At 41.1% G+C, this 22,953-nt stretch carries 20 protein-coding genes and 1 tRNA gene; 7 read left to right on the forward strand and 14 right to left on the reverse strand.

All coding sequences use genetic code 11. From position 1 onward, the window contains the following. From ileS to K217_RS0102275, 6 genes are read left to right on the forward strand one after another with little or no spacing between them, the layout of a single operon-like run. A complete protein-coding gene (ileS, locus tag K217_RS0102250; protein WP_029551508.1) occupies positions 1-2,751 on the forward strand; it encodes an isoleucine--tRNA ligase in 2,751 nt (916 codons plus the stop codon). Between the two features lie 20 nt (positions 2,752-2,771). Beyond that, a complete protein-coding gene (locus K217_RS0102255; RefSeq protein WP_155991097.1) occupies positions 2,772-3,440 on the forward strand; it encodes a zinc ribbon domain-containing protein in 669 nt (222 codons plus the stop codon). A gap of 22 nt (positions 3,441-3,462) precedes the next feature. Then, positions 3,463-4,530: a rod shape-determining protein RodA gene (rodA, locus tag K217_RS0102260; RefSeq protein ID WP_231476983.1), complete on the forward strand. Its 1,068-nt coding sequence runs from the start codon at positions 3,463-3,465 to the stop codon at positions 4,528-4,530. Further along, on the forward strand, positions 4,523-5,620 hold the full coding sequence (gene hemW / locus K217_RS0102265) for a radical SAM family heme chaperone HemW (protein ID WP_038028062.1): 1,098 nt from the start codon (positions 4,523-4,525) through the stop codon (positions 5,618-5,620). Before rodA ends, hemW begins: the two co-directional genes overlap by 8 nt. Before the next feature lie 9 nt (positions 5,621-5,629). After that, complete coding sequence (locus K217_RS0102270; protein ID WP_029551512.1) at positions 5,630-6,199, forward strand: hypothetical protein; 570 nt, start codon at positions 5,630-5,632, stop codon at positions 6,197-6,199. Then, positions 6,196-6,669: a hypothetical protein gene (locus tag K217_RS0102275; RefSeq protein WP_029551513.1), complete on the forward strand. Its 474-nt coding sequence runs from the start codon at positions 6,196-6,198 to the stop codon at positions 6,667-6,669. The genes K217_RS0102270 and K217_RS0102275 overlap by 4 nt, the downstream gene beginning before the upstream one ends. Here K217_RS0102275 and K217_RS0102280 read toward each other — a convergent pair. The 11 genes from K217_RS0102280 to moaA form a co-directional block, all read right to left on the reverse strand. Beyond that, entirely contained in the window at positions 6,649-8,382 is a 1,734-nt protein-coding gene (locus K217_RS0102280) for a sensor histidine kinase (RefSeq protein ID WP_231476974.1), read from the reverse strand. The two genes, K217_RS0102275 and K217_RS0102280, sit on opposite strands and share 21 nt — an antisense overlap. Next, positions 8,382-9,491 (reverse strand): aminofutalosine synthase MqnE, encoded by a 1,110-nt coding sequence (mqnE, locus tag K217_RS0102285; RefSeq protein ID WP_029551515.1) that lies wholly within the window; start codon positions 9,489-9,491, stop codon positions 8,382-8,384. The genes K217_RS0102280 and mqnE overlap by 1 nt, the downstream gene beginning before the upstream one ends. Positions 9,492-9,600: 109 nt before the next feature. Beyond that, on the reverse strand, positions 9,601-10,869 hold the full coding sequence (locus K217_RS0102290; RefSeq protein WP_029551516.1) for a dihydroorotase: 1,269 nt from the start codon (positions 10,867-10,869) through the stop codon (positions 9,601-9,603). Next, positions 10,866-12,209, reverse strand: coding sequence for an adenosylmethionine--8-amino-7-oxononanoate transaminase (bioA, locus tag K217_RS0102295; RefSeq protein WP_029551517.1), 1,344 nt, complete (start codon positions 12,207-12,209; stop codon positions 10,866-10,868). Before bioA ends, K217_RS0102290 begins: the two co-directional genes overlap by 4 nt. Before the next feature lie 10 nt (positions 12,210-12,219). Beyond that, positions 12,220-13,539 carry a sigma-54-dependent transcriptional regulator gene (locus tag K217_RS0102300; protein WP_231476975.1) on the reverse strand — a complete coding sequence of 440 codons (1,320 nt, stop codon included), beginning with the start codon at positions 13,537-13,539 and terminating at the stop codon, positions 12,220-12,222. After that, positions 13,520-14,443, reverse strand: a complete 924-nt coding sequence (gene thiL / locus K217_RS0102305; protein ID WP_029551519.1) for a thiamine-phosphate kinase — start codon at positions 14,441-14,443, stop codon at positions 13,520-13,522. Before thiL ends, K217_RS0102300 begins: the two co-directional genes overlap by 20 nt. Then, positions 14,440-14,682, reverse strand: a complete 243-nt coding sequence (locus K217_RS0102310; protein WP_029551520.1) for an NIL domain-containing protein — start codon at positions 14,680-14,682, stop codon at positions 14,440-14,442. Before K217_RS0102310 ends, thiL begins: the two co-directional genes overlap by 4 nt. Before the next feature lie 7 nt (positions 14,683-14,689). Continuing rightward, on the reverse strand, positions 14,690-15,670 hold the full coding sequence (locus K217_RS0102315) for a sensor histidine kinase (protein WP_029551521.1): 981 nt from the start codon (positions 15,668-15,670) through the stop codon (positions 14,690-14,692). Further along, complete coding sequence (locus K217_RS0102320; protein ID WP_029551522.1) at positions 15,663-16,307, reverse strand: response regulator transcription factor; 645 nt, start codon at positions 16,305-16,307, stop codon at positions 15,663-15,665. Before K217_RS0102320 ends, K217_RS0102315 begins: the two co-directional genes overlap by 8 nt. After that, positions 16,304-17,632 (reverse strand): DNA repair protein RadA, encoded by a 1,329-nt coding sequence (gene radA / locus K217_RS0102325; protein WP_029551523.1) that lies wholly within the window; start codon positions 17,630-17,632, stop codon positions 16,304-16,306. Before radA ends, K217_RS0102320 begins: the two co-directional genes overlap by 4 nt. Position 17,633: 1 nt before the next feature. Then, positions 17,634-18,629 carry a GTP 3',8-cyclase MoaA gene (moaA, locus tag K217_RS0102330; RefSeq protein WP_029551524.1) on the reverse strand — a complete coding sequence of 332 codons (996 nt, stop codon included), beginning with the start codon at positions 18,627-18,629 and terminating at the stop codon, positions 17,634-17,636. A gap of 145 nt (positions 18,630-18,774) precedes the next feature. Here moaA and K217_RS0102335 point away from each other — a divergent pair, with 145 nt between their 5' ends. After that, complete coding sequence (locus K217_RS0102335; RefSeq protein ID WP_029551525.1) at positions 18,775-19,839, forward strand: glycosyltransferase; 1,065 nt, start codon at positions 18,775-18,777, stop codon at positions 19,837-19,839. Positions 19,840-20,009: 170 nt separating this feature from the next. Here K217_RS0102335 and K217_RS0102340 read toward each other — a convergent pair whose 3' ends face one another. From K217_RS0102340 to K217_RS0102350, 3 genes are all read right to left on the reverse strand, one after another. Continuing rightward, on the reverse strand, positions 20,010-21,698 hold the full coding sequence (locus K217_RS0102340; protein WP_029551526.1) for a peptidoglycan D,D-transpeptidase FtsI family protein: 1,689 nt from the start codon (positions 21,696-21,698) through the stop codon (positions 20,010-20,012). Further along, positions 21,680-22,798 carry a glutamine-hydrolyzing carbamoyl-phosphate synthase small subunit gene (gene carA / locus K217_RS0102345; RefSeq protein WP_029551527.1) on the reverse strand — a complete coding sequence of 373 codons (1,119 nt, stop codon included), beginning with the start codon at positions 22,796-22,798 and terminating at the stop codon, positions 21,680-21,682. Before carA ends, K217_RS0102340 begins: the two co-directional genes overlap by 19 nt. 7 nt (positions 22,799-22,805) lie before the next feature. After that, positions 22,806-22,898, reverse strand: a tRNA-Ser gene (locus K217_RS0102350). Positions 22,899-22,953: the final 55 nt, after the last annotated feature.

The raw sequence follows: 22,953 nt of genomic DNA on the forward strand, positions 1-22,953 counted from the left end.
ATGGACTACAAAAATACCTTGAACCTTCCAAAAACCGACTTTCCTATGAAAGCGGACCTTCCCAAAAGGGAGCCAGAGATCCTAAGAAAGTGGGAAGGGCTTTACAAAAAAGTGCAGGAGCTAAGAAAGAATGCAGAGCTTTTTGTCCTTCACGATGGACCACCCTATGCCAACGGACACATACACATAGGACACGCCCTGAACAAAATCCTAAAGGACGTTATCGTCAAATACAAGCTTTTAAGAGGCTACAGAGTGGATTATGTGCCAGGGTGGGACTGCCACGGCCTTCCTATAGAGCAACAGGTAGAGAAAGAGCTAAAGAGCAAAAAGCTAAGAAAGGAGGATATGTCAAAGGTAGAGTTCAGAAGGCTTTGTAGGGATTATGCCCAAAGGTTTGTTCAGGTGCAAAGGGAGGAGTTTATAAGGCTTGGAGTGTTAGGAGACTGGGACAATCCTTACCTTACTATGGACCCAAAGTATCAGGCGCAAGAAGTAAGAGAGCTTGGAAGGATCTTTGAAAAGGGCTTAGTTGTAAGGAGTAAAAAGCCGGTTTATTGGTGTATTTACGATAAGACTGCGGAAGCGGAGGCAGAAGTGGAATACCACGAAAAGGAAAGTCCAAGTATATACGTAAAGTTTCCATTGAAGGATTTGGAAAAAACATACCTTCTTATATGGACCACCACCCCTTGGACCCTACCCGCAAACTTAGGCGTTATGGTAGGTGAAGAGTTTGAGTATGTGTTTTTCAAAAGTGGAGATGAAACTTACATACTTGCAAAAGCACTGCTTGAGGAAATAAAGAAAAAGATAAAGTTAGAAGGAGAAGTTGTAAAGCAAGTTTTAGGTAAAGAATTGGTAGGTTTGGAGTATTACACGCCTTATGGGGGAAGGGTAGGAAAGGTTTATCCGTCTGAGTTTGTAGAACTTTCCACAGGCACCGGAATTGTGCATATGGCACCGGGACACGGTAGAGAGGACTACATAGTAGGTCTTAGATACGGACTTGAGCCCTATGCTCCAGTGGATGACGAAGGTAGATTTACAGAAGAGGTAGAGGAGTTTTTAAGAGGTCTAAGAGTTTTTGAAGCAAATCCACTGATAGTGGAAGATCTAAGGTCAAGGGGTTTGCTCCTTCATCAAGAAACCTACAGGCACTCTTACCCTCACTGCTGGAGGTGTAAAAATCCCGTCATCTTTAGAGCAACTCCACAGTGGTTTATATCCATGAAAGGACTAAGGGAGATTGCTCTAAAGGAAATAGACAAAGTAAAGTGGATACCTTCCTCAGGATACAACAGGATAAGGTCTATGGTGGAAAACAGGCCAGATTGGTGTATATCCCGCCAAAGATACTGGGGAGTTCCCATAACTGTCTTTTATTGCAAAAACTGTGGGCATGTAGTAGCAGAAAAAGAAATATTTGAAAGAATAGCCAAGATTATAGAAGAAAGCCCAGAGGGCGCGGACATTTGGTTTGAGCTAAGCGAAAAAGAGCTATTACCGGAGGGCTACACGTGTCCCAACTGTGGTTCCAAAGAGTTTAGAAAAGAAGAGGACATCCTTGACGTTTGGTTTGACTCTGGCTCATCCCACGCCTCTGTTTTAAGAAGCAGAGGCATAGAAAAAGCAGACCTGTATTTAGAAGGCTCAGACCAACACAGAGGATGGTTTCAGGCATCTTTGCTTGAATCCTGCGCATCTTATGGGCAAGCTCCATACAAGGGGGTATTAACCCACGGCTTTACGGTGGATGAGCAGGGAAGAAAGATGTCCAAGTCCCTTGGAAACGTAGTCTCTCCTCAGGAAGTTATAAAAGATTACGGAGCAGATATATTAAGGCTTTGGGTTGTGTCAGAAGACTACTCAGAGGATCTAAGACTCAGCAAGGGTATAATCCAAAGGCTTGCAGAAGATTACAAAAAAATCAGAAACACTCTTAGGTTCCTTTTGGGGAACCTTTATGACTTTGAACCTTCAAACGCAGTTCCTTACCAAGACCTTCATCACCTTGACAGATGGATGCTTTCTTACCTTCAAGGTGTGATAGAGCAGAGCTTAGAGCATTACGAAAACTATGCCTTCCACAGGGTTTTCCATCTGATAAAGAACTTCTGCACTGTGGAGCTTTCCTCTTTTTATTTGGACGTGCTAAAGGACAGGCTATACATCTATGCTCCAAACTCTTGGGAAAGAAAGTCTGCCCAAACCGTCCTCTTTGAACTTGCTAAAGCCTTAACCATTATCATCTCTCCTTTCCTTAGCTTTACCGCAGAAGAGGTTTGGGAGCATCTAAGAAGGATAGATAATTCCCTTCCGGAAAGCGTTTTCTTGAGCCTTTTCCCCACACCAAAAGAAAAGTTAAAGGACGAAAAGCTTTTGAGGGATTACCAACTGATACTAAGCTTAAGAGACGAAATCATGTCTGCGGTAGAATTGTGCAGAAAAGAAAAGGAGGTCAATCATCCTTACGAAGCCCAAGTATTCCTTTGGGGTAATCATGAAGTTATGAAGGTTCTTGAAGAGTATAAGGAAGATTTAAAGTATATCTTTACCGTTAGTAGGGTTTCTTTTGGAGAAGGTGGAAAGCATAAAATCCCTTCCGAGAACTTCCCGGGCCTTTGGGTTGGTGCAGGGAAAGCGGAGGGTAAAAAGTGTCCAAGGTGTTGGATGTATTACACAGAAGAGGAGTTTGAGGGAGAAGTTTGCAGGCGCTGTAGTGCGGTGTTGGTAGAAATAGGAGTATGAAGGATGATTTTTTCTCAAAAATGCTGTTGTTTCAGGAACAAGAGGAAGAAATCATAAAAAGGGAAAGGTTCATAGAAAGGGTCAGCCAAAGGCTAAAGGAATTAGAAGCAAGCATAAATCAAATGTTAGAAGAGCAAGCAACAATAATATGCGAGCTAAACAATGTGATAGACCAAATAAGAGAAGAGGAGTTAAAGATAAGATCTTGCAAAGAGAACTTAAGAAAGTTTGAGGAAAGGGCTAAAGTGGTAAAAAAAGCAGAAGAATACAAAGCCCTTTTGAGGGAAAAAGCTAAAAACGAAGATTGTATAATCAAAGGAGAGAAAAGGTTGAAGGAGTTAAAGGATTTAAGGCGCAAGCTGGAAAGCCAATTGCATAATAGCTCAAGAAGACAGAAACTAAGAAGATTAGAAGAAGAAAAGGCAGAACTTTTGAAAGAAAAGCGGGAAGTAGAACAAGACCTTGATAGGCACAAGGCTGACCTTGAGTCTTTGAAAAGAAACTTGGGCGAACAGGTGTTTGAGGAGTACGAAAGACTAAAAAGGGAGGTGGGCTTTCCACCTTTTGTAAAAGCAGACATGGGCGCATGCAGTAATTGCGGGACAAAACTGCCCACTTTACTTTACTCTAAGCTAACAAGAGGTGAAAAAGTAAGGTGTCCAACCTGTGGTAAAGTCCTATATCAATAGCTTAATAAAGTCCCTTGACTTTGTGCTTGTATTTTCTCTTTTTTTCATTTCCTGCATTGGACTTTTGGGGGTTTATAGTGCGACCTATTCAGAGGGTGTGTCCCCACTGTTTTTCAAACAAGCTCTATACTTACTATTTGGCTGGCTTTTGATTTTTTCCCTTTCAATGCTGAAGTTTAGAGTTTTATTAGAGTATGCACCCATATTTTACGGAATAAACCTTTTGCTTCTTGTTCTTGTCCCCTTTGTAGGGAAAACGGTTTATGGTGCCAAAAGGTGGATAGACTTAGGTCCCATAAACATACAACCTTCCGAGCTTATGAAGTTTTCCCTTCTTCTTCTGAGCGTTTATATTTTGCCCAGAATAGAAAAACTGCGTAGCAAAGAATTTATTACGTTTTCCTTAGCCTTTGCGGTTCCTTCTGTCTTGGTTCTAAAACAACCCGATTTAGGGACTGCTACGACCTACCTTGTCATTTATGCATCCTCACTATTCTTCTTGGGTCTAAAACTGAGATACTTTATAATAGCCTTCGTCGTTTTGGTTATCTCCTCTCCACTTCTTTGGACCCTTTTGAAGGATTACCAAAAGAGTAGAATTTTAGCAGTTTTGGACCCATACCAAGACTATGCGGGCAGTGGTTATCAGCTCATTCAGTCAGTCATAGCGGTCGGTTCAGGTGGATTATGGGGAAAGGGCTTTATGCAAGGCACCCAAGCCCATCTGCTTTTTCTGCCAGAAAAACACACAGACTTTATATTTTCAGTCATAGCGGAAGAGATGGGATTTTGGCTTAGCTTTCTATTCATAAGCGCTTTTTTCTTTATCATCTGGAGATTGTTCAGTTATACTCAGAAGGCAGATATAAAGGAAGAGGTTTTGTTTTTGGGAACTTTCTGCTCTTTGCTTACCTTCCAAGTTTTCGTAAATTTTGGTATGGCTATGGGGCTTGTGCCGGTGGTGGGAATGCCCTTACCCTTTGTTAGCTACGGCGGTAGTGCAATTTTAACCTTTAGTCTCCTTTTTGGTGTAGGTTTATCAATAGTTAGGGAGATCAAAAGCAAACCTATAAACTTTTCCCATGGTTGAGGGGCTATACTTTCACATTCCTTTTTGCAATCAAAAGTGTCCGTATTGCGATTTTGTTTCTTTTGTTGGTGAGCCATCAGAAGAATATCTAAAACTTTTAGAAATGGAGTTAAAACTTTATGAGGACTTAGAGTTTAACCTAAGGACTATCTACTTTGGCGGTGGAACACCTTCCCTTGTGCCTACAAAGCTTTGGAAGAAGTTTTTTAAGTCTTTGGATTTAAGAGGAGTTGAAGAAATTACATTGGAATGCAATCCGGAGAATTACAGAACGGAGGACTTTGAAGAGCTTCTGAGTTTGGGGATAAATCGTCTGAGCTTCGGAGTCCAAAGCTTTTTGGAGAAGAACCTAAGGTTTTTGGGAAGGAAGCACTCACGGGAAACAAGTCTTAAAGCCATTCAACAAGCCCACGCTGTAGGCTTTAAAAATATAAGCATAGACCTAATATACGGACTTCCCGGACAAACTCTGAAAGAGCTTAAGGAGGAGATAAGCATACTAAGGGACCTTCCCATCACGCACCTTTCTGCTTACCTTCTAACTCCTTACGAGGACACCCTTTTTGGTGAGCTTTGGAAGAAGGGAAGCCTAAAGCTTCCTTGCGAAGAGGAAATAGAGGAAATGTTTCTTTTCCTTTCTGAAGAGCTAAGTTCTTTGGGCTTTGTTCATTACGAAATAAGCAACTTTGCAAAGGAAGGTTATGAGTGCAAGCACAACCTACTTTATTGGACCCACAAGGAGTTTTTGGGACTTGGAGTGTCCGCATGGAGCTTTGTGAATAAAAGAAGGTTTGGCAACTACAAAAACCTGCAAGCCTACAGAAGCGCAATCCTGAATGGCAAAAAACCCGTGGAAAAAGAAGAAATACTGGAAGGAAAAGAACTTATAAAAGACTACCTCTTTGTAGCTTTAAGGACGATATATGGTGTTCCAAAGCATATGCTTGGCTCTATTCCGGAGGGCTTGGAGGAGTTTTTCATAGAAGAAGGGGAAAACCTAAGACTTTCAAAAAGGGGTTGGCTTTTGATAAATGAAATATGGAGCATACTTTCAAAACAATTTTCTACATCCCGGCGGATGGGAATATAATTTTTGATTATGATATGCTTGACCCACTTAGAACTTTGTCCCTACTGTAGGAGAATAGCCTTAAAGGTTTGCGAGTATGACGAGCCTTATCCAAGGGTAGAGGCCGAATGCCAATGCTGTGGCTATAAAGTTAAGGATAGACCTATGACCTTAGGAAAGGAGGACTTCAAAGCTATCTTGGATAAGCTTGGGAATAAGATGGTAGGAAACATCTGCATAGATGATAGGTGCGGTTCAAAGAGAGTTATAAAGCTTTTGAGTGAAGGCAATTATGCTGAGTTTAGATGCTTGGATTGCGGTGCGGAATGGAATACCGATGAGCTAAGGAAAGCAATACAGAGGGTAAAGGATGCCCAAAATGCCATAAAAAACGGCAACAGACTGCTGAGCGTTTTAAAGGCTGGCGAAGGAGAATGTCCCCTGTGCGGATGGGATATAGGACACCTGCACTCTGGATATGCGGTTGTGGTTGAATGTTTTGTGTGTGGATATCACAACATAGTGGAGGAACACATACCCGAGGTGGATTTAACAACTCTAAACTGTCCTGACTACGAATACTCGGAGGAGCCCGGTTGAAAACTCCTTTTCGGGAGTTTTTTAGGTATGCAGAGTGGAAAGAGCGTTTTCTAAAAGAATACGAAGCTATACGATCTAAGGATTATTCCATATACGAAAGTGAAATAAAAAAGCTCTATCCGGAGGCAGAGGAAAGGTCTTTAAGGGCCTTGGTGTGTATGTATGTAGGGGGCTACGAAAAGAGGTTGGAGGACGAAGATGTGCGCTTTTGGGCTAATTGGGCTTTTGTGAAAACTTATAAAACCTTTGGTGGTTTGCGACAGCTTTCTGAAAAGGAACTTTGCTTTTTGTTTTACTCTATGGGTAAGCTCTTTGTTCCACTTCTACTACACGAAAAAGGGGTTAAGTCCGAAAGTTTTAAAGCTCTCAGCCGGGAAGAACAAGAAAGGGCGGTTTCAGACGTATTGGAAACGGTTTGGGAAAACCACTTTATAAGAATTTTGCAAATACTACCCTCCTTGTTTGAATAGAACCTGCGCATAAAAACCTTTTTCCCTTGGAATTACCTTTATTTCCCAACCGTGCATTTGAAAGATGTGCTTGACTACCGAAAGGCCTAATCCCATACCTTGTGGGTTAGAGGAACGATAAGGTAAAAATATGCTCTCCTCTTCCCCTTTTTTTAGTCCCTTTCCGTCATCTTCGTAAGTAAATCCCTTCTCTGTTAAAAATATCCTTACACTCTTTGCGCCCCACTCCAAACTGTTGTTAAAAAGATTAAAGAAACACTCCTTTATCATGCTTTTGTCTGCTCTGACAACGCTATTTCCTACAACTTCCAAATTTAAGGTAGGATAAAGTTTTCCCATCTCCCTTATCAGATCTCCCAGGTCAAAGCTCTCTATCTTTATTTCCCTGCTGTAAGATATGTCTCTAAAGTAATTTACCGCAGACTTTATTCTTTCTATCTCCTCAAGTAGCATTTGACATACCCTTATAACCTCCTCTTGGGTTAGCTTGCCTTTTTGGGCAAGGGACTGCAACCTTTCTAAGTTTAGCTTTATGGGAGTTAGTGGGTTTTTTATCTCGTGTGCCAATCTTTTTACCGCATCTTGCCAGGTTTTAAACCTTTCAGCCATAACAACTGGCCTTAGGTCTTCGTATATGTGTATGATTCCGTAAGAAGTTTCAAGCTTAGTGTGTTTAATCTGAGGGTCCTCTGTATCTATCTGGTGGTAAGCCCTGTTTTCCAAAACCTCCCCCTCTTTGCTTATAAACTTTATACCCACCGGCAAGTTCTCCACCAGGGCTTTAAAAAATTCCTTTTCCTTTTCCAAACGCTGATAAAAGGCTTTTAGTTCATCCTTCATAGAAGAAAAGGATTGGGCTAACTGAGATATTTCGTCCCCCGTGCTATAGACCTTCAAGCTTACGTCAAAATTACCTTTTGCAATTTCTTTTGCCTTTGAAGAAAGCTCCTCCAAAGGTATGCTTATGTATCTTGCTACTAAGTTGCCAAACCAAAAAGAGGCAATCAGGGCAACAAAGGACAAAAGCACAAGGAAGTATAGATATATACCCCCTATTATGTCCCTTGACTTAACAAGGCTTCTCAAATCCCTTGAAACCTCATAAAGGGAATTTATGCTTTCTCTTAAGGCTCTATCTTTAAAAACCTCTATTCTGTATTCAGCAACGCAAAGCACAAAAAAATCTGCAGTTTCCTGCTCTACGCACCCTTCTACCTTTGAGACACTTTTTACCTGTTTTAAATTTCTCAAATAATCCTCCAAACTCTCTCCCCTTTTAAGAACCGAGCTAAAAAAAGCTCTGTAAATTTCTACTCTTTCCCTTTCCTGATTTTCAATGCTTTCTTTTAAGTTTTCCGTTTTCTTTACCACGTCCTTTAGCTGGGAGCTTACAAAGGTTTTTGTTGATTGCAATAGCACCACAGAGGATGCTAAGTTCAGAAAAAGGACAGGCAAGAACATGTAAAGGAAAAGCATACTGGAAAGTCTCTTTCTTAGTTTTCCTTTTTGAGCCTGGAGGTAGGTTTTTATAAACTTTCTAAGGAACAGAAAAAAGGCTAAGATCAAAACTAACAGATCCAAGTTTATTACCAGGAGTATTAGAGGAAAGCCTACCGTCCATATCTTGCGTAAGTTATCCAAAAAGGCTATGTTTATGCCGATGAAAAAAGCAAGAAAAACAAGAAAGAGGATAAAGAGCCTGATCCTTCCCATTAAGAATAGATCGCTACCGAATTGTAAAAGGTATCCCTCTCTACCGGTATTTTTCCTGCCTCTTTGATAAGTTTTATAAGTTTTTCTTTGGTTTGTTTGTAAGGACTTTTGGTGCCTGCGGCGTGGACTATCCTTTCCTCCTCTATGGTCCCGTCTAAGTCATCTGCTCCCATGTTGAGGGCTATCTGTGCGACTCTTTCTCCCAACGTTATCCAATAAGCCTTTATGTGAGCAAAGTTGTCTAAGAAAAGCCTTGATATGGCTATGGTTTTTAGGTCATCCACCGAAGAAGTGCGCTTTCCTCCAAGTCTCGTGCCTTCGGGCCAATAGGCTAAGGGAATGAAAACTTGAAAGCCTCCCGTTTCGTCCTGAAGTTCCCGAAGCCTTAGCATGTGTTCCACCCTTTCTTCGTAAGTTTCTACATGACCGTAAAGCATGGTGGCGTTTGATGGTATGCCAAGCTTGTGTGCTGTTCTGTGGATTTCTAAGTATTCCTCCGCATTGGCTTTATATGGAGCTATTATTTTTCTCACTCTTTCGGAGAAGATCTCCGCACCACCTCCGGGAATGGCAGAAAGGCCCGCTTCCTTAAGCTCAAGGAGAATATCCTCATAGCTTCTTTTTGAGATCTTTGCCATGTGATGTATTTCTACAGCGGTCCAAGCCTTCACTACAACCTCTGGAAACCTCTCTTTTATTTTTCTCACTAAAGAGACGTAGTCCTCCACCCTCCAATGGGGTGGCACACCACCCACTATGTGCACTTCCCTTCCTCCCTGCAAGTAGGTTTGCTTAACTTTTTCAAGGATCTCTTCCACGCTCATTTCGTAAGCCTTAGGGTCAGACTTTACCACTCCAAAAGCGCAAAAATCACACTGATAGACGCATATGTTAGTAGGGTTTATCTGACGATTAACTATAAAGTAGGCAAACATTCCGTTTTTCTTTCTGTTTACCCATTCTGCAAGGGCACCTATGTAAGCCAACTGGTTTGAATAAAAAAGCTCTATAGCATCTTCTGGGCTTAACCTTCGGTCTTCCAAAACCTTCTGTCCTATTTCTCTTAGCTTCCTATTCTTTTGATTTTTTACCAATACTTCTAATTCCATACCGCTTTCTCCAATTATTTAAATTTAAGTGAAAGAAGTTTCTAACAAAAGAGTTCTCCTCTGCATAGACAAACAATCCATAGAGAGCACTCCAACACCTTTAGCTCTCTCAAGATACCGCATTATAAACCATCTTCCCTTCCCAAAAGGTCATCACCACCATTCCCTTCAAAACCTTTCCCCAAAGTGGAGTATTCTGAGACTTTGAAAGGTTGGTTTTTTCGTCCAATATCCATTCCCTTTCGGGGTCAAAAACCACCAAATTGGCAGGTTTTCCTACCTTTATACCTCTTTCTACTCCCAAGAGCCTTGCAGAATTCAAAGAAAGAAGATAAACCAGCTTTTCAAGGCTTATTATACCCCTTCTTACCAGCTCTAAACACATGGGAAGTGCGGTTTGCAGTCCTATCATACCCGGCATGGCACTTTCTAAGCTTGCTTTTTCTCTTTTTGTGTGAGGTGCATGGTCCGTCGCTATGCAATCTATTGTTCCGTCCTTTATGCCTTCCAGCAAAGCTTGTTTGTCTTCCTCCTTTCTAAGGGGCGGATTAACTTTTGCGTTAGCACCAGATTCTAAAAGCTCTAATTCGTCAAAGAGAAGATGATAAGGATTGACTTCGCAAGAAACGGGTGCACCCTTTTCTTTAAAAAACCTGATGATATCCACAGAAAGTTTGGAAGACAGATGCTGGATGTGTATTCTTCCTTTCGTGTAGTAAGACAGTATGCAATCTCTTGCTACCAAGATATCTTCCGCAGAAGGACTTCTGTAGGCTATACCCAAAAGGGAACTAACATATCCCTCGTTTATGTGTCCCTTTGATAGATTGTCATCTTCGCAGTGGTTCATCACAAGAAGGTCCAACTGTTTTGCAAGCCTTAAAGCCCTTTCCATAAGCCCTGAGTCCATAAGGGGAGAGCCATCGTCCGTTAGAGCGGGACAGCCAGCCTTTTTGAGCGCATAAAAATCCGTCAGCTCCTTTCCCCGTCTGCCCTTTGTGATAGCACCCGCAGGGAGCACCTGACAGAGTCCTACCTCTTTGGACTTTCTTATAACATACTCCGCTACTTCCGGAGAATCTATAGGTGGTTTTGTGTTGGGCATGCAAAGAATTGTGGTAAAACCTCCCGCCACTGCGCATTTGCTACCGCTTTCTATGTCCTCTTTGTATGTCTGTCCAGGATCCCTAAGATGCACGTGCATATCCACAAAGGAAGGACAGATCAGCAAACCATTAGCGTCAAAAACCTTTGCATAAGAAACCTCTATTCTCTTGTCTATACCCGCTATTTTTCCGTCTTCTATGAGCAAGTCCCCCACAAGGTCCAAGTTTTGGGACGGATCCAGTATTCTACCACCCTTTATAAGAATTCTCATCCTTTCAAGCTTTCAATAGCCCACTTTAAGGCATCAACCACCTGGTCTATGTGTTCTTTTTCTACCACCAAAGGCATCATTAGAACCATCACATCCCCCAAGGGCCTTAAAAATACCCCCTTTTCTCTGCACTTGTAAGCAACCTTAAAGCCCATTCTTTCACCATATGGGAAAGGAATGCCCTTTTCCTTGTCTTTAACTAACTCTATGCCTGCCATAAACCCAAGCTGACGCACATCTCCCACAAAGTCAAGATGCCAAAACTCCTTCAGTCTTTCTGAAAGGTATTCTATCTTAGGTTTTAGTTTTTCTAAGGTCTTTTCCTCCTCAAAAACTTCAAGGTTTGCCAACGCTACCGCACAGGCTAAGTTGTTTCCTGTGTAGGTGTGTCCGTGGTAAAAGTGCTTCATCTCCCCAAACTCTCCCAAAAAGGCGTTAAAAACCTCCTCTGTGGTCAAGGTGACTGCCAAGGGAAGATATCCTCCGGTTATACCTTTACCCAAACACATAAAGTCTGGACAAACTTGCTCTTGCTCACAGTAAAACATAGTCCCCGTCCTTCCAAAACCGGTGGCAACCTCGTCCACGATCATCAAAACATCGTATTTTTTTGTAAGTTCTCTAACTCCTTTCAAAAAGCCCTTTGGAAAGGGAAGCATACCCGCCGCAGCTTGTATCCCTGCCTCCAAGCTCACAGCGACTATGTCATCCCTTTTTTTCAGTATATCCTCCAAAAGTGACAAAAGCTCTTCCTTGCATTCCTCCGTAAGCTTTCCGTATCTTTCTTTACAAAAAAGATAAGGAGAAGGAAGCTTTATGGTTTCAAAGATTATATCCTTGTATGCTCCGTGAAATAGGTCTATTCCTCCAAGGCTGACCGCTCCTAATGTGTCTCCGTGATAAGCCTGAGAAAGGGTTATGAATATCCTTCTTTTTTGCCCTTTGTTTCTCCAATACTGATAAGCAAGCTTTATGGCTATTTCTACCGCTTCCGCTCCATCCTCTGAGTAAAAGACCTTTGTCAAACAGGGTGGTGTTATATCCACCAACCTTTTAGCAAGGACTATGGCCGGCACGTTTGAACTTCCAAGGGTTGTTGTATGAGCAACTTTTTTAAGTTGGTCTATAATGGCTTGATTTAGCTTTGGATGGTTGTGTCCATGGACATTGCACCAAAGGGAAGATATGGCATCTATGAACTTTCTTCCCTTTACATCATACAGATAGACCCCTTCTCCCCTTTCAAATATTAGGTTCTCTTCTTCTCTATAAACCTTCATCTGGGTAAAGGGATGCCAAAAGTATTCTTTGTCCCAGCTTTCTAAGGTTCGGTAGTCCATGAAGTAAATTTTAAACTTCTATTCCGTAGAGTTTTATTTTTCTGTAAAGGTTGGACAGGTCTATGCCTATAACCTGGGCTACTTTTTTCACGTCGTTGTTGTATTCTTTAAGCTTTCTTTGGATGAATAGCTTTTCAAAGGCTTGCTTGGCGGTGCGCAGGTCCTTTTCCGCAAACAAAAAACTGATGTCTTCTTCATAAGGAACACCGAGAAACTTTTCCACATCGGTTTTGGAAACCTGTTCCCCCTCGTGAAGAATACAGAGCTTTTCTACGAAGTTTTTCAGTTCCCTTACGTTCCCCTTCCACCGATAACTTTTTAACATGTTTAAAGCTCCCTCGGTGAATGTTTTTCTGCAAGCATACCTTTTGAGGAAGTGTTCAATCAAGATGGGTATATCTTCCGTCCTTTCCCTAAGAGGTGGCACGTGTATGACTATGGTTGCTATTCTGTGATACAGGTCCTCCCTAAACGTGCCTTTCTCCACCATGTTCCTTATGTCCTTGTTGGATGCGCTTATCAACCTAAAGTTTGAAGTTATTATCTGATTACCACCAAGTCTGCTAAACTGCTTTGTTTCCAAAACCCTTAAAAGCTTTGCCTGAGCTTTGGGACTGAGGTCCCCTATTTCGTCCAAAAACAGTGTCCCATCGTGGGCAAGCTCCAACTTTCCCTGTTTCCTTGAAACTGCAGAGGTAAAAGCGCCTTTTTCGTAACCAAAAAGCTCTGACTCAAACAGATCGTCAGAAATGTTAGCACAGTTTAGATCTACAAAATTTTTTCTTTGAGAAAGCTTGTGAATACGCCTTGCAACCAACTCTTTACCCACGCCACTTTCTCCAAGAATCAGAACGCTTGCATTACTTTTGGCTACCTTGTTTATCAACTCTTTGAGTGCCATTATGGACTTGCTTATCCCCACTATGTCCTCTTCGTCCTTCTGAGGCACATAGGAAAGCTCAAGGGCTTTTTTCAGCGTTAGCAATAGCTTTTCCATAGAAAAGGGCTTTTCCAAAAAGTCAAAGGCTCCCTCTTTTATAGACCTTACCGCATGCTCTGTCTTTCCGTGTCCGGTTATTACGATTATGGGAGACATGGGAAGGTATTCTTTTAGCTCCTTTATAAAGTCAAGGCCGTTGCCGTCGGGAAGCCAAAGGTCCAAAAGAACTGCGTGAAAGTATTCCCTTTGGGCTATCTCTCTTGCCTTACTCATACAATCTACTAACTCCACATCATAGCCCTCTTCTTCCAGTATAGTCCTTAGGGTTGTACCTACCCCTTTGTCGTCCTCCACTATAAGCACCTTTGTTTTAACTTCTGAAGTGATCAAAGCCGTACTCCTCCAAGGGTTTGTTATCTACAAAAACCCCTTCCCCATCCTGCACATAACCTATTTGAGTCATGTCCAAAAAGGGGTTTATTTTCTCCGGTGGATGGGTAAAAAGAAGCTGGTAATCCTCGCCACCCTTCAGCGCATATTGGTATGGGTCCTTTCCGTGTTTTTTTGCAAACTCGTAAAGCTCCCTTGAAAGGGGCAGTTTCTCTTTGATGATGTTAAATCTTAGACCGCTTCTTTTTGCCATGTGTCTGATGTCTGAAGCAAGCCCGTCGCTTATGTCCATACTGGCGTTGGCATACTTTGATATGTGTCCCACATAATCTATCCTTGCGGTAGGCCTTAGGTGTCTTTCTATCAGGCTAAGTTCAAAGTCCTCATAGCTCTTTTTTTCCATAAGCAAAAGTTCCAACCCTGCCAAAGAATCGCCCAAAGTTCCACTAACAAAGACCCCATCTCCCACCTTTGCGGAACCCCTACCCACAAACCTCCTTGTCTGCCCTATAGCAAAAAGGTCTAACCCAAGTTTTTCTGACTTTACTATATTGCCCCCCACTATCTTAGTTCCGTAAAACTCACATGCCCTTGTCATACCTTCGTAAAGCTCTTCCACTTTCTTTAGCTCTAAATCTGGAAGAAGAAGGGTTACAAGCAAATAAAGGGGCCTTCCACCATTGGCTATTATGTCGCTGATTGTAGCACTAACACTCTTCCAACCTACCGCAGACATCGGATAAAAGGGCAAAAAATGCCTTCCTTCCAAAAGACTATCACAGGTAAGAAGGATTTTTTCTCCTCCAAGCTCTATGCAAGCGGTATCGTCCCCCACTTCCGCCAAAGAAAACTTGTCTTTAAGATGTTCTATCAGTCCAAACTCTCCGAGGTCTGAGACCGTCATTCCGTAAATATCTGTCCTTCTATAGGCTGAACTATTATTCCTTTCTCTTCTAAGAACCTTATAGCCCTGTCTATCTCCTCTGCCTCCCCGTCAATCTCAACAGTCAAAATACCAGCGTCCTTGGACACCTTAGCGGTCCTTATGTTTACCACAACGTCAAAGTTTTTACAAAGGGCACAGAGCAAAGGTTCCTTTACCTTATCTTCCGGATAGATCAATTGTACCCTGATGAAGTTCATAATCAAATTATACCTTAAACTCTCTAAAGCAAACGTGCAAGTTGTATTTTTCCTTTACCCTAATTGTTAGCTCTCCATCCAATCTTTTGATGTGTTTTTCAAGGAGCCTAAGGCCAAGGCCTATGCCCTTTCCACCGGTGTTTAAAAAATCGTTGCGGATGGTTAGAATTAGTCTATTTTTGTAAATCATAGCTTTTACGTAGATAAAACTGATTGAATACTTTATGGCATTGCTCAGAAGATTGTAAAGAATGTCATCCAGCTCCCTCTCATCAACAAAGACGTATATGTTTTCTTCACACCTTAACAAAAGCTTTTTACCTTCAAGGTCCTCTTTAAGAAAACTTACGGTATTTTCCAAACTTCGCCTTAGGTTGGTCCAAACTCTGTGGGGATTTACCTCTTCCTGTGAAAGTCTCAAAATTAAACCTATGTCCTTTTCAAGTAGTTCTACGCTCCTTTGCATTCTATCTAAGGCTTGCGCTGAGTATTTCTTTCTTAGAAGGCTTAAGTTTGTCTTTTGAACTGATATGAAGTTTCCAAGCTTGTGGGTCAAAGACTGAATTAAAGCTTTGCTAAAATCTCTACCCTCTTCCACCCTCTTCCACAAAACCTCCAAAACCATCTGGTAGAGCGCTACCAATGAAAAAATCAACAAAAACTGCATAGCAAGGATCCTTTTTATACTGGGTTTTATGTTTTCCGTAAAATACCCCTCTCTAACCACCACGTAAACGTTTTTAAGCTGATCTTTTGGATCCCTGAAGGTATATGCAAAACCTGTAGGCATCTGTTCCGACAGTGCAAAATTTTCATCCCCTCTGTGGTTTGGATTGATTGAATACAGCAAGTAATGGGCATAAGCTTTGTAGTATATGATTTCCTCCACATGCTTTTTTAATTCAAAGAAAAGGAGCGTATTCAGTGCTAAAAAACCTACAGTTAAAAGCAGAGCAAAGGCAAGTGTGAGTTTTGTTTTTTCAGCCAACTTTGTATCCTCTTCCCCTCATGGTTTGTATGAATCCCTTGGGAAAAAGCTTTCTGAGACTTTTTATGTGAGCCCTGACTACATCTTCTCCCACAGGCTCGTCGCCCCAAACATAGTTGAGTATTTTTTCTTGGGACACATAAGTGCCCCTGTTTTCTACCAAAAGCTTAACGATAAGCCAGTCTTTTTTACTCAGTGGGACAATCTTTCCATCCACCTTTACCACTTCCTTGCTCAAGCAAACCTCCACATTTCCTATTACCACCACATCGTAAGGATTTCTCCTTCTGTAGAGTGCTTTTATTCTAAGGATCAGCTCCTCCATCTCAAAGGGCTTGCTCAGATAATCGTCTGCTCCGAGTTCAAAGCAGGTGCGCTTGTCTTCAATTCTGCGTTTTGCGGTTAAAACCAGTATGGGTGTTTCTTTGTCTCTTTCTCTGATCCTCTTTATCAGGTCCTCTCCCCTTACGTGTGGCATCATAAGGTCAAGCACGATAACATCGTAAGCTTTCACCTCCAATAGGTCCAAAACCTCCCTTGGGTCCCACACCCAATCTGTAATAAAACCTTCTGACTCTAAAAATTCCTTTAAACTTTTTCCAAGCAATTTGTCGTCCTCTACGAGTAAAACCTTCATAGTAGAAGGTCTATGGCTTCCCTTATATGGGATACCCCGTATATCTCCATACCATCCGCTTCAAACACACAGCTTTTTGGCAAAACTACTTTTCTGAAGCCAAACCTTTTGCCTTCCTGTAGTCTTAGCTCTGGAAAATGAACCGCCCTGACCTCTCCCCCAAGTCCCAGCTCTCCAAAAACCATCACGTCTCCAAGAGACTTACCCTTTATGGAGGAGCAAACCGCCAAGGCTACCGCCAAATCCCCCGCCGGCTCCACTATTTGCATACCCCCCACCACATTTACAAACACGTCCTTGTCTCTGGTAAATATTTTAGCTTCCTTCTCAAGAACCGCCAATATTAGGGCAAGTCTGTTTAGGTCAAAGCCCTGAGACCTTCTTTGGGGTGTAGTGTAAATGGCATCTATGGTTAGGGCTTGAACTTCCAAAAGAACTGGCCTGCTTCCTTCTGCGTGTGGAAAGACTACACTTCCGGGACTTCCCGTTCTTTCCTGAAGAAAAAGAGCCGAAGGCTCTGGCACCTCTTCCAAACCCTTGTCCGTCATTTTAAATACCGCTACCTCTCCACTGGCACCAAAGCGGTTTTTTATAACTTTCAATACCCTATAAAAACTAAATCTTTCCCCCTCAAAGTAAAGCACAGTATCCACCAAATGTTCCAAAACCTTAGGACCCGCAATAGCCCCTTCCTTTGTAATCTGACCTACTATGAATATTGGTATGTCTTTTTTCTTGCACACCTGCGTAAGCTTGTAAGCACATTCCCTAACTTGGGAGACAGAACCGGGGGCAGATTCTAATTCGGTGGAGTAAATCGTTTGGATGGAATCTACTATCAACAAACTGGGTTTCACATAATCTAAAGCTTCCAGTATGTTTTCTAAATTGGTTTCCGCAAGCACATATAGCCCATCTCCCGTTAGGTTTAACCTTTTTGCCCTTGTTGCTATCTGAGAACCAGACTCTTCGCCAGAAACATAAAGCACCTTCCCGTAGTTCCTTGAGTATCTTTCCGCCAACTGCAAAAGTAAAGTGGACTTTCCTATGCCTGGCTCACCTGCTATGAGCACTACTTGACCTTTTACTATACCCCCACCGAGGGCTCTGTTAAGCTGGCTAAAGCCTGTAAAAAGCCTCTCACCCTCCTCCGTATCCCACAAAGGTAAGGGTTTGCAGGACTCCACGTAATTTGTGTGTTTCAAGTTAATTCTTTCTCTTTCTTCCACCATACTGTTCCAAGCACCACAGGATGGACACTTTCCAAACCACTTTTGAGAAACATATCCACATTCCTGACAAACAAACACCGTTTTGTTTTTCATCTTATCCCCCAATCTTGAACATCTCAATCTTCTTAGGCTTTATACCTTTCTTTAACAGCTCAAGTCTCTCCTCTGAATATTTATCGCTCCTATTTTCCCAAACTGTCCTTATAAAATTCTCTATTTGACTGTCTTCCACTCCAGCTCTGAGAAGGCTTTTGAGATCGTATCCTTTGGAAGCAAACAGACAGGTCAGAAGCTTTCCATCTGCAGTCAGTCTAAGGCGATTGCACTCGCCACAAAAGGGCTCAGTTACAGACGCTATTATGCCAAAGGTGTAGCCATCTTCCAAAGAGAACCTATTCGCTGTCTCACCCTTTTTTGACCTTCCCAAAGGCTGAACTTTGTAATGGCTTGATATAGTTTGCAGTATATCTTTTGCGGAAAAAACCCTCTCCAAAGACCAACCGTTAAGATTTCCCACATCCATAAACTCAATAAACCTCACCTCCACTCTCAACGGTCTGAAAAACTCCACAAAGTCCAAGATCTCATCCTCATTAACACCCTTCACCACACACATATTTACCTTTACTAAAACCCCAATCTCAATAGACTTGTATATACCTTCTAGTATCTGACCTACCTTTACATTCCTACTCACTATGCGAGACAGTCTTTCATCCCTGAGTGAAGGAAGACTTACCGTAACCCTTTTCAAACCAGCAAAGAAAAGATCTTTTATTTTTTCTTTCAAAAGAAGACCATTGGTTGTAAGGGCTATATCCTCCACCTCTTCCCTTATCATACCTACGAGTTTTTCTAAGTGTCTTCTAAGTAAAGGCTCACCTCCAGTGAGTCTTACCTTTTTTACTCCAAGGTTCTTCACTATACGCACAACCCTTGCTATCTCTTCAAAGCTCAGTATTTCTTCCCTTTTAAGAAACTCGTATTCTTGCCCTTCGGGCATACAAAAAAAGCACCTAAGATTACACCTGTCGGTTAGGGATATTCTCAGATCCCTAAGCTCTCTTCCAAGTTTGTCGGAGGGTGTCATATCATTAAAAATATAAAGTTCATTAAGAAAAAGGCTATTTTATTATTTCACAAATCCTCCATAGTATTCTTAGCAAGGAAATATGGTAAAATTATTGGATAAAACTGTTTATAGTGTTCGAAGATTAGGATGATTTGATTATATAATGCTAAAAGTAGCACACGTAGTTAATACTTTATCTTGCGGTGGAGCAGAAAGAGTAGCAATAAACATATACAACTGTCTTAAGGATAAATATGAAAATGATTTTATAATAGCAAAAAATATTATAAAACTAAGCATTGATTTTATACCAAAGGTAATTTTTAACAAAAAACCACCTCTTCCATCATTTTTATACGAAAAACTGCTGCTATACAGGCTTAAAGAAACCTTAAAAGATTACGACATTATAATATCTCACCTAAGAGATATGAATACAAGGCTTTCTTATTTAAAATCAAAGAATTTGATAAAATCTAACTTAATCCTTGTTGAACATGTTACTATTGAATGCTATTCAAAAAAGGAGAGAAGAATTATAAAAAATTTTTACAAGTATGCTGATTTAATAATAGCGGTTTCAGATAAAGTTAAAGATGGTTTGGTAAAATTTTTTGAATTAGATCCTAGCAAAATAAAGGTAATTTATAATGGTATTGATATAAAAACAATCAATAAACTGTCTGAAGAATATCAACCTGAGTTAAAAAAGCCTTGTATAGTATCAGCGGGAAGATTAAGTGATGATAAAGATTTTGAAACGTTGATAAAAGGTGTCTATTATTCTAAAACAAAACCATATCTTTACATACTTGGAGAAGGCAGTAAAAAAAGCGAGTTAGAAAATCTAATCAGAAATCTAAAAATAGAAGATAAAGTTTTTTTGGTAGGTTTTGTAAAGAATCCATTCCCGTATATTAAAAATTGTGATTTGTATATAACATCTTCTATAAGAGAAGCATTTCCAATGTCAAGTTTGGAAGCCATGGCTTTAAAAAAGCCTATCATCAGCACAGATGTTGTTCCGTTTGCAAAACATAATTTTAACAGTTTTGTTTTTAAGCCAAAAGATTACATTTCTCTTGCAAATTATATAGATAAGCTTCTATCCAGTGAAGAGTTAAGAAGTTTTCTGTCAAAAAATGCTTATGAAACAGCAAAGGAATTTTCCATTGAAAGTATGTGTATGCAGTATAGAAATTTGATACAAAAAATAGCTATACAATAAAATCTTTTTTTATCAGACTATATCTATTTACTGCCAAACTGTCTTATCTGCAAAAGTATGTGCTTAGGTAATTTCTCACACAGCGTATTAAATAGCAAACTGAAAAATTTTCAAAAATTAATGTAAGTGCAGGACTCATCGGAAAAAGCTTCTACAGTCTCCTTAATTTGCTACTGTTTGTGGTGGAACTTATCGGGTTCTAACCTCTCGTAAAAGGCTACCCTTTCAACCAGTTCTTTAAAATACGGTGCAGCTGCAGTTCCACCAAATGCTCTTCCCTTTGGTTCATCTACCATTATGCCAGCCACAAACTTTGGATTGGTAGCAGGAAAGTATCCCACGAAGTAGGCAACAACCTTCTCCATGGAGTATTTCCCTGTTTTTGTATCAAACTTCTGAGCAGTACCTGTTTTGCCCGCTATGGTAAAGTAGTCCGATTTAGCATTTACTGCGGTTCCTTCCTCCACAACTCTAATCATATTTTTTTGTAACCAACTTAACACTTTCTCGGAAAAAAGTTTATCGGTGAGGACAGTTTTTGGTTTATCTGGTTCGTATATTATGCGTGGCTTTACGATCTGGTTGGTGGCAAGTCCTCCAAAGGCTACGCATAAATTAAGAAGGTTGACAGCCAAACCCTGTCCAATGCTGGCGTATATTATGTTGGCAGGATAGTTAAAGTCAGGAAGCCTTGGCTTTGCTTCTCCTGGCAAAATACCAAAGGAGGAATTAAAGTGGATACTTTTAAAGAGTTCTTCCACGTCTTTCTTTGACAAAAACCTTGCTATCTTTGCAGTTCCTATGTTGGAAGATTTTATAATTACTTGATCAATTGAAAGACGGTCGTAAGGACGAACGTCTCTTATTGTTCTACCGAAGAATTCCGCTTTTCCGTTTTCTGTATCCACAACGTAGTTAAAGCTTACATATCCTTTATCTAAGGCAAGTCCTACAAAAAAGGGTTTCATTACCGAACCAGGTTCAAAAAGGTCCGTAACCGCATAGTTTCGCCTATTCTGAATAGGATATTTTTTAAAGTTATTTGGGTCATAATGGGGATAGTTGGCTATGCCGAGAATATCTCCAGTGTTTAGGTCTATTACGATTAAAGCAACCCTTTTAGGTTTCCAATCCTTTACTATCTTCTGTTTAATGTCCTCAAGGATAACCTGAATACCAAAATCTATAGTCAGCTGAACATCCCTTGTTGTGAAATCCTTTTCTTCCTCTTCAAGGTTCAAAGCCATCCTTCCCACCCTTGGTGAGTAGAGGAAAACCTTCTTTACCTCCCTTGAGTAAAGCCTATCATTTAGCATATACTCTATGCCCTCCAAACCTTTTCCTTCTGCCCCAACAAAACCTATAAGATTACTGGCTAAATAACCATGAGGATAAACCCTTTTGTAATCTTCTTGCAAGCCAACCGCACTTTGATTTCCAGTGTCTTTTATGACTCCCTTTATGTAGTTTAAAAACTCCCTATCAACCTGTCTTGCCAGCCACACAAACTTCCTATCAGAGTTAAGCTTTTTTAATATTTCCTCTTCCTTTTGATTTAGCACTGCAGAAAGCCTTCTTGCCAATTCCTCTTTATTTTTAACGGCTTGTGGAAAAGCAAATACCGAAAAAGTTGGTAAGCTAATAGCCAACTCTACGCCCTTTCTGTCTTTTATAGCTCCTCTGTATACCGGCACCCTTTCTACAGTTGCCTTTGGAAACTTCTCCACGACCCTTTCTATGTATTCAGTTCTCCCATAGAGTTGGATGTAAATCAGCCTGAGAATTATTACCAAGAATCCTACGGAGACGAGGAAAACCATAAGGTATATCTTCGTGTTGCTTAATTTTTGTAAGCGCATGAAAGTTGGATGAACTCTTTGAAAACATCAAAGGCGTCATGTGGTCCCGGGGAAGCCTCAGGATGAAACTGAACACAATAGATTGGCAAGCTTTCGTGCTTAAAACCTTCTAAGGTTTGATCAAGAAGGTTTATATGGGTAATTTGCACTTCCTTTAATGTGTCTGGATCTACCGCAAAATTGTGATTTTGAGCGGTTATATGTATTCTGCCTGTTCGTAGGTCCTTCACAGGATGATTCCCGCCGTGATGGCCAAACTTGAGCTTGAAAGTTTTCCCTCCCAGCGCCAACCCTATTATTTGAAGCCCAAGGCATATACCCATTATAGGCAACTTTTCCATATAAGCCCTCACAAGCCTTATACCTTCCACCACCCTTTGTGGATCTCCCGGACCATTGGATAAAAAGATCGCATCTGGCTGAAGTTTTTCTATATTTTTGTGAGCATCTTCTGGTGGTATTACTACCACACGCGCTCCTTCTTGCACAAGCCTTCTTAGTATGTTTCTTTTAACGCCAAAATCTATTACAGCTATGACGGGTTTTTCCCTCTCAAATCTAAGGTATCCTTTGTATAAATCCCAGTCTCCATCTCTCCAGTGATATATCTCCCTTGTTGATACTTCTTTTACCAAGTCCAACTCAGAGATGTCTGCATAGTTCTTGGCTTTTTCAACTAAGCTTTTTGGGTTTAGGTCCACCGTAGATATTATCCCCTTTATTGCTCCCTTTTCTCTTATCCTCTTTACTAAAGCTCTTGTATCTATGCCCCATATACCAACCACTCCGTATTCCTTAAGATATTCATCCAATCCTTTTGTAGCCCTCCAGTTGCTGTAAATACCCGAAAGTTCTTTTATTACTAAGCCGTTTACCTGAATCCTATCAGATTCTACGTCCTCTGGGTTTACGCCGTAGTTCCCTATTTGGGTGTAAGTTAAGACAACAATCTGACCCTTGTAGGATGGGTCTGTAATTATTTCTTGATAGCCAGTCATGGAGGTATTAAATACCACCTCCCCCAAGCTTTCTCCTTCAGCTCCAAAGGAGTATCCTACAAAGTAGGTTCCATCTTCAAGTGCTAAAATTGCTCTTTTCATAGTGCTTTGGCGGAGAGGGCGGGATTCGAACCCGCGGTACGGGGGTTACCCGTACACAGCATTTCCAGTGCTGCACCTTCGGCCACTCGGTCACCTCTCCTCAATATATAAATTATAAGCGATTCAGAACTTTGGAGAAAAGCGTATATAATTTC

Source organism: Thermocrinis jamiesonii (assembly GCF_000702425.1).
Taxonomy (GTDB): Bacteria; Aquificota; Aquificia; order Aquificales; family Aquificaceae; genus Thermocrinis; species Thermocrinis jamiesonii.

Bases quoted from the DNA above. Each gene is read 5' to 3' on its own strand.
- ileS (WP_029551508.1), top strand. From the start codon at position 1: ATGGACTACAAAAATACCTTGAACCTTCCAAAAACCGACTTTCCTATG.
- K217_RS0102255 (WP_155991097.1), top strand. From the start codon at position 2,772: ATGCTGTTGTTTCAGGAACAAGAGGAAGAAATCATAAAAAGGGAAAGG.
- hemW (WP_038028062.1), top strand. From the start codon at position 4,523: ATGGTTGAGGGGCTATACTTTCACATTCCTTTTTGCAATCAAAAGTGT.
- K217_RS0102270 (WP_029551512.1), top strand. From the start codon at position 5,630: ATGATATGCTTGACCCACTTAGAACTTTGTCCCTACTGTAGGAGAATA.
- K217_RS0102280 (WP_231476974.1), bottom strand. From the start codon at position 8,382: ATGGGAAGGATCAGGCTCTTTATCCTCTTTCTTGTTTTTCTTGCTTTT.
- mqnE (WP_029551515.1), bottom strand. From the start codon at position 9,491: ATGGAATTAGAAGTATTGGTAAAAAATCAAAAGAATAGGAAGCTAAGA.
- K217_RS0102290 (WP_029551516.1), bottom strand. From the start codon at position 10,869: ATGAGAATTCTTATAAAGGGTGGTAGAATACTGGATCCGTCCCAAAAC.
- bioA (WP_029551517.1), bottom strand. From the start codon at position 12,209: ATGGACTACCGAACCTTAGAAAGCTGGGACAAAGAATACTTTTGGCAT.
- thiL (WP_029551519.1), bottom strand. From the start codon at position 14,443: ATGACGGTCTCAGACCTCGGAGAGTTTGGACTGATAGAACATCTTAAA.
- K217_RS0102310 (WP_029551520.1), bottom strand. From the start codon at position 14,682: ATGAACTTCATCAGGGTACAATTGATCTATCCGGAAGATAAGGTAAAG.
- K217_RS0102320 (WP_029551522.1), bottom strand. From the start codon at position 16,307: ATGAAGGTTTTACTCGTAGAGGACGACAAATTGCTTGGAAAAAGTTTA.
- radA (WP_029551523.1), bottom strand. From the start codon at position 17,632: ATGAAAAACAAAACGGTGTTTGTTTGTCAGGAATGTGGATATGTTTCT.
- moaA (WP_029551524.1), bottom strand. From the start codon at position 18,629: ATGACACCCTCCGACAAACTTGGAAGAGAGCTTAGGGATCTGAGAATA.
- K217_RS0102335 (WP_029551525.1), top strand. From the start codon at position 18,775: ATGCTAAAAGTAGCACACGTAGTTAATACTTTATCTTGCGGTGGAGCA.
- K217_RS0102340 (WP_029551526.1), bottom strand. From the start codon at position 21,698: ATGCGCTTACAAAAATTAAGCAACACGAAGATATACCTTATGGTTTTC.
- carA (WP_029551527.1), bottom strand. From the start codon at position 22,798: ATGAAAAGAGCAATTTTAGCACTTGAAGATGGAACCTACTTTGTAGGA.